Origin of the sequence: Coleofasciculus sp. FACHB-712, assembly GCF_014695635.1 — a bacterium.
In the GTDB taxonomy this organism is placed as follows: domain Bacteria; phylum Cyanobacteriota; class Cyanobacteriia; order Cyanobacteriales; family FACHB-T130; genus FACHB-T130.
Genome location: NZ_JACJOQ010000035.1, coordinates 1 through 6,089 on the forward strand (window position 1 = coordinate 1; position 6,089 = coordinate 6,089).

A 6,089-nucleotide genomic window follows, 5' to 3' on the forward strand; every position below is an offset into this window, starting at 1 on the left:
AAAATGTCCAAACTGGGTTAAAGCAACCTAAAAAAATTCTAATTTCTCTCCCTTTCGCAAGAGACTTAGTGATATCGTTCCTACAACGCTTTGAGTTTGACAAATTCGGGTTTCAACCGCAGGAGAATTACTTTGAGCTACTTCCAGGAGGCTAAAGCCCACTTTGTTGCGAGTCATCAGCATCCCATCAACCAGTTTCTGCACCACTTGACTAATGTGCTAGCGATCGCCGCTGTGGTCTTTCTGTTTTATGATTGGCGGTTAACGCTCGTGTGCTTAGTCCTCACCCAAGTATTCGCCTTGGGCGGTCATGCTGTCTTCGAGAAGAATCACCCGGCTTTTGTAAAGTACCCTGGCATTACCATCCTAGTTTCCCTCATGTGGTCTTTTGAGAACTGGTTTGGTCTGCGCCAAGTTTGGACCTACTTGAATCGCAAGCAGAAAGCGTTGAATTAAATTTCAGCCGAAAGGCGAGTATTCAATTAAAAACATTGTGTCTTCATCGGGGCAGGCTTCTATCCGACGCCCTGAAAACCTGGAATTTATTTGCAGGTAACGATTGAGCAATTAATTAAGGAGTTTTCATGTATCAAGGTCTACTGGTAATTGATGCAGATGCCCATAAGATAGAAAATCCTTTAGTAATGCGGGATTATCTAGAGCCAGAGTATCGCGATCGCATCGGTTTAGCGATTGATAGTCTGGGCGACCAACGGGCGAGAATCGTAGACTTTAATCCGGCAACAGGTAAAAACGACTTTATGCGGATGTTTCCGCAGCCTCAAGGACTGGGGAAAGGTGGCTTTCGCAACCTGCATCCAGATACAACCTTGGGGGCAATGTTCAATCGCGTGCGGATTGAACACATGGATAAAGAAGGCATTGATATCCAGGTAATTTACGGCACGCTCAACTTAGTCTTTTCTAGCTTATTGGATAAAGACTTTGCGATCGCGCTGTGTCGTGCTTACAACAACTACATTGCCGACGACTGTCGGGGTTACGATAACCGGCTCAAACCGATTGGTGTATTGCCTCTACAGGATGTAGATGCCGCGGTTGCTGAAATGCACCGTTGCATCAACGAACTGGGCATGATTAGCGTCGCCGTTGCCCCAAACCTACCGATTCCCCATCCGAAAGCGCCCCAAGCTTTCCCCGATATCCGTACCTGTAAAGCGATTAGCCATCCTGACTTCCGCCCTATCCTGCAAGCAGCCGCCGATTTGGATATTGGTCTGGGCATTCATGGAGGGCCGGGATCTTACATGGTGGGGGGGATTTCCGATCATGTGGAAACCTTTGTCTTGACGCACATTTTTGTGCAGCGAAACCAGCAACAATTGGCTTTAGCCAGAATGGTTTTTGATGGGGCGTTTGAGCAATTCCCCTCCCTGCGGGTTGGCTTTTTAGAAGGCGGTTGTGGTTGGGTGCCGGATCTTGCCCATGCTTTCCACGAGCATTGGGAAAAACGCATCCGTGACTTTGACCCCAAGCATCCCTATCGTCCTTCCCTGATGGAATTCACCAAGCTGATGATTCAGGAAAGAGGCACTCACAACAATATCAACCTGATTAGTCAGGCAAAAAATCTCTTCGATCTCCTGTGGAATGCTCAGCATGACCCGTCTCAGATTGAGGATGCAAGTCTTTATGAGCATTACGATCTCCGCCATCGAGATCCGTTGGAATACTTTGAGCGGGGTCAAATCTTTACTTCCTTTGAATCAGACGATCCAGGCCCTGCTTATCTTCACATTGCGATGGGAGAAATTGGCAAACATCTGGCTTGCTTCTCTGGAGATTATGGGCACTGGGATGGGGTACTCCATGACTGTGTCAAGGATGCTGCAACTGTTGCCGATTATGACCGGGAGCATTTAGAACTATTGCTTAGCGGCAATGCACTGGCTCTGTATGGCGATCGCCTGCGCCAATCTGCGCCGAATCAAATCGCTGATGCAGCCAGCCTGAACAGTACGGTTAATTAGCCCTTTTTGAGCGCAGACAATTCCGTTACGAACACGGGGCAATGCCCCGTGTCCCTAGGAGGATTTGTATTGAACCCCAAGTGACAACCGATTGAAAAGGATTAGGGACAAAACAAAGTTTCGCGGGTTTCGCGCCCAGTAGTGGGATTGGTACCGGACGCTATTTTACACAACTGTTGTTGCACATCCTGACGAAGCAGCACATCTGTAAAATCGGCTCCATCAATAATCGCACCTTCAAACTTAGTGTTAAAGGCAAACGCCCCTTCCAAAACCGCGTTCTTTAAGTTCGCTTTGGTCAAGCGGGCTGTGTCCAGAGTTGCGTTTCTGAGATCGGCTCCTTCTAAATTGACGCTTTCCAGATTAGCCCCAAAAAAACTGACACCCCGCAAATTCGTATGACTCAGGTTACTACTGCGGAGATTGGCTTTAGTAAAGCTGGAGTCGGTCAGCTCTTTGCCGGAGAAATCTACACCAATCAAAAATTCTTTGTTGTAGTCGTTCGCCCAGGCGGGAGATGCGATCGCGCCAAAAGAGGCAATGGCGATCGCCACAAGCAATAAACCGAGTAAAATTGTCGAAATCCGATTATCTAGCCTACACTTCATGCTGGTTCCATTTGATGGAAAACCGTCGTCTATCTCATTATCCCGATATCGGTGTTTTAGGAGAAGACCTAGTTGCTCAATGGTTGATTTCCCAAGCCTGGGAAATTCTTGAGCGCCGGTGGCGTTGCCGCTGGGGAGAAATTGATATAATTGCGCGACAACGCCCAGATGAAGGTAAGGGAGGGGGAGACAGAAAGACAGGAAGACAGCGGGAGGAAGAGTTTCCCACTACCCATTACCCATCACCCGTTCCCCATTGCCCCATTACCCTGTCCTCTTGCTTAATCTTTGTCGAGGTCAAAACTCGCAGCCGGGGAAATTGGGATGCGGATGGAATGCTAGCGATTACACCGCAAAAGCAAGCTAAACTCTGGCGCACAGCAGAGATTTTTTTGGCAGAGCGCCCAGATTTAGTAAATCTTCCTTGCCGGTTTGATGTCGCTTTGGTCAGATGTCAGCGTCCTAAGACCAATACTGTTCTGCTACCAGAACCTGAAAAGCTCCCTTTGATTTCTTTACCAGAACCTAGAAATTTAGCTGTGGGAGAATATCAGTTGAGTCTACAAGACTATATTCAGTCCGCTTTCGATGAGCCGTTAAGTTAATTAAGCTAGAGTTTCCGGGCAATATCCCAGCCCTTTTGTGAACTGCTGGCGAAAGGCTTCAATATCGCTCCGATCGGGACTACCATGAGAAACCACAGCGACTTGGTAGCGACGCATCACATCGATGGGGGACTGTCCAGTTTCCAGACTCCAAAGCGCCATCTGGAGGCGAATAGCCGGTTCGTAGGGAATACCCAGTTCGTTCATGAACGCCCGGAAGTCACCATCTTGCTGCGCGTTTAGATGGTTACTCATTTTGACCTTGATCACCCAGCCATCAATCTGATGAATCACCGTCATTAAACGAACGGGCAACTGGGGCATTGTGTGTAAATACTCAACCACCCGTAGTGTCAGGCTGGCATTGGCCAGAAAGTAGACGTATTCCATGAGAAGTTCTTAGTGTCTAGGTCGTGCTGGTTCTATAACTCTCATTCTCCATGAGTAAGATAGTCTGCGATAGGGGAGAAGCCCCCGTTCTTATCTGGGGGTATTTACCCAATCTGCAAAGTTAAATTGATCGATTCCTTATCAGTAAACTAACGGCATGACAGAATTTAACGAAGACAGTCACATCAGCGATCCCCGGTTAGGAGAGTCAAAAGCCGTTAGTGGGGCAAGAAGATTAAAGATAGACAGCCCCGAATCCTTACGGTTTCAAGCTGAAGCACCCAGCGGGGATGATATAGATATCGATCGGTTAATCGCCAGTTATGACTATGAACTCCCGGCAGAACTGATTGCCCAGAATCCATCTGTGCCAAGGGATAGTGCGCGTTTGCTGGTGGTATCCCCAGATCATCCCAGCCACGCCATTTTTCGGGATTTACCCGACTTCCTCCAGTCCGGAGATTTACTGGTATTAAATAATACTCGTGTCATCCCTGCCCGCCTCCGGGGTCGTAAATCTACGGGTGCCCCCGTGGAGGTGTTGCTGCTGGAGGAACAGCAGAACAACTGCTGGCTAGCTTTGGTGAAACCAGGGCGACGTCTGCAACCGGGGGCGCAGATATTCTTTGAACCACAGAAACTGGGGGCTGAGGAAAAATTGAACCCAGCCTCAAGCCCGAATCAATTGAGTGCGACGGTTTTGTCTAGGGATGAGGCGACGGGGGGGCGGGTGTTGCAGTTTGATGTTCCAGCCGGGAGTCGGTTTGAAGATTTGTTGGAGGAATACGGTCAAGTGCCGCTACCTCCTTACATTACCGATTCCCAATCCCAGGCGGAACAGTACCAAACTGTGTATGCCCAGGCTCAAGGAGCGATCGCTGCTCCCACGGCTGGGCTACACTTTACCCCAGAGTTACTCCAGCGCTTGCAAGAACGAGGCATTCAGCAGGCTTCGGTGACGCTGCACGTCGGGGTCGGGACGTTTCGCCCAGTGGAAGTAGAGGATATTACCACCCACAAAATGCATGGGGAGTGGGTAGAAGTCCCCAAGTCTACGGTGGAACAAATTCGGGAAACCAAGGCGAGGGGGGGTCGGATTATTGCCGTGGGGACAACGGTGGTGCGATCGCTTGAGTCAGCTGCTATGAATGGGGAATTACACTCCTTTAGGGGCAAGACGGAGTTATTTATCTATCCTGGCTACCAGTGGCGGGTAGTGGAGGGGTTAATTACCAATTTCCACTTACCCCGTTCGAGTTTGCTGATGTTAGTGGGTGCTTTAATCGGGCGTCAGCGGTTGCTGGAATTGTACCAAGTGGCAACAAAGCATCGGTATCGCTTCTATTCTTTTGGGGACGCGATGCTAATCTTGCCGGAAGCCACAATCAGATGACGATGGGACAAGTTAAGGTAATGAGGAATGTCAATCATCGCTGGTCAGTGGTAAATTGCAACTGACAACTAATTACCTTCCCAATTACCTTTTTCCTAAATAGCGAGTGGTGCGGGGTTCTAGATATGCTTAAAAACCACAAACGAATTTATCTCCTTGCGGCTGCTTTGATCGGTCTTGGTTTGACGACTGCCAGCACTGCCTTTGCCGGTGAATCGCGGGCTGGGCGACAAAAGACAACTTCTTTTGAGTCGCCCGTACTCACTAAGCAGATGGTCGAAGGTCTATACACTCAAGATTTTGAGGCAGCGACTTACTTCCAACAAGGAGTGACGCGGTATAATCGCGGAGACTATCGAGGGGCAGAGCTAGCTCTTCGCAAAGCGCTTGAGTTCGATTCCAGCATTGCGATGGCTTATTATCTGTTGGGGAATTCCCTAGCCGAGCAAGGACAGCTTGAGAAGGCAACGAATGAGTACCTGCAAGCGCTTCGTCTCGACCCCAATTTGGCAGAAGCTTACTACAATTTGGGAGTTGCTTTATATAAGCAAGGGCAACCCGATGCCGCGCTGACTGCCTATGAACGAGCGCTCAGTTTTAATCCCAAGTTGGCAGATGCTCACTATAATGTGGGCTTGGCATTGGAGGCAAAAGGTCAAACACAAGAAGCGATCGCTGCCTATCAGCAGGCGATTCAGAATGACCCGAAATATGCAGTCGCTTACTATAATCTGGGACTGCTGTTAGTCAACCAAAATCAAAATGAAGCCGCGATGGCTCAGTTTCAAAAAGCAGTTGAACTTGACCCAACGCTTGCCGATGCTCAATATCAACTGGGGTTACTTTACGCTCAGCAAAATCAGCCGAAACAAGCGATTAACGCCCTGAATGCAGCGGCTTCTAAGAATCCGAACTTGGCAGAGGCTCAGTACCAAATGGGGCTAATTTTTGTCCAGCAAGGCAACTCCAAAGCGGCAGCCAATCGATTCAAGCAGGCGGTGCGTCTCAATCCCAATGATGGCGACGCTTATCAACAATTGGGAGCAATGCTGTTAAAGGAGAACCAGGTCAAAGATGCAGCTGCGGCATTGAGGGAAGCCAA

Annotated in this window: 7 protein-coding genes; 5 read left to right on the forward strand and 2 right to left on the reverse strand. The window is 49.1% G+C overall.

Going from position 1 to position 6,089, the window contains the following annotated elements; all coding sequences use genetic code 11:
- Positions 1-132: 132 nt before the first annotated feature.
- Both H6F50_RS00500 and H6F50_RS00505 read left to right on the forward strand, forming a co-directional pair.
- Positions 133-456, forward strand: a complete 324-nt coding sequence (locus tag H6F50_RS00500) for an Mpo1-like protein (RefSeq protein ID WP_190425116.1) — start codon at positions 133-135, stop codon at positions 454-456.
- A 128-nt stretch (positions 457-584) separates the two neighbouring features.
- Entirely contained in the window at positions 585-1,991 is a 1,407-nt protein-coding gene (locus H6F50_RS00505) for an amidohydrolase family protein (RefSeq protein WP_190425119.1), read from the forward strand.
- A gap of 101 nt (positions 1,992-2,092) precedes the next feature.
- On the opposite strand, the gene H6F50_RS00510 is transcribed toward H6F50_RS00505, so the two are convergent.
- A complete protein-coding gene (locus tag H6F50_RS00510; protein ID WP_190425122.1) occupies positions 2,093-2,599 on the reverse strand; it encodes a pentapeptide repeat-containing protein in 507 nt (168 codons plus the stop codon).
- Between the two features lie 14 nt (positions 2,600-2,613).
- On the opposite strand from H6F50_RS00510, the gene H6F50_RS00515 reads away from it, so the two are divergent.
- The gene (locus H6F50_RS00515) at positions 2,614-3,204 is read left to right on the forward strand and encodes a YraN family protein (RefSeq protein ID WP_190414651.1); all 591 of its coding nucleotides are present in this window, start codon (positions 2,614-2,616) and stop codon (positions 3,202-3,204) included.
- Here the strand turns inward: H6F50_RS00515 and H6F50_RS00520 are convergent, their stop codons facing one another.
- Positions 3,205-3,594 (reverse strand): hypothetical protein, encoded by a 390-nt coding sequence (locus H6F50_RS00520; protein WP_190414650.1) that lies wholly within the window; start codon positions 3,592-3,594, stop codon positions 3,205-3,207.
- A 157-nt stretch (positions 3,595-3,751) separates the two neighbouring features.
- On the opposite strand from H6F50_RS00520, the gene queA reads away from it, so the two are divergent.
- Positions 3,752-4,987: a tRNA preQ1(34) S-adenosylmethionine ribosyltransferase-isomerase QueA gene (gene queA, locus H6F50_RS00525; protein WP_190425126.1), complete on the forward strand. Its 1,236-nt coding sequence runs from the start codon at positions 3,752-3,754 to the stop codon at positions 4,985-4,987.
- Positions 4,988-5,112: 125 nt separating this feature from the next.
- A partial coding sequence (locus H6F50_RS00530; protein WP_190425129.1) for a tetratricopeptide repeat protein occupies positions 5,113-6,089 on the forward strand: 977 nt, incomplete at its 3' end.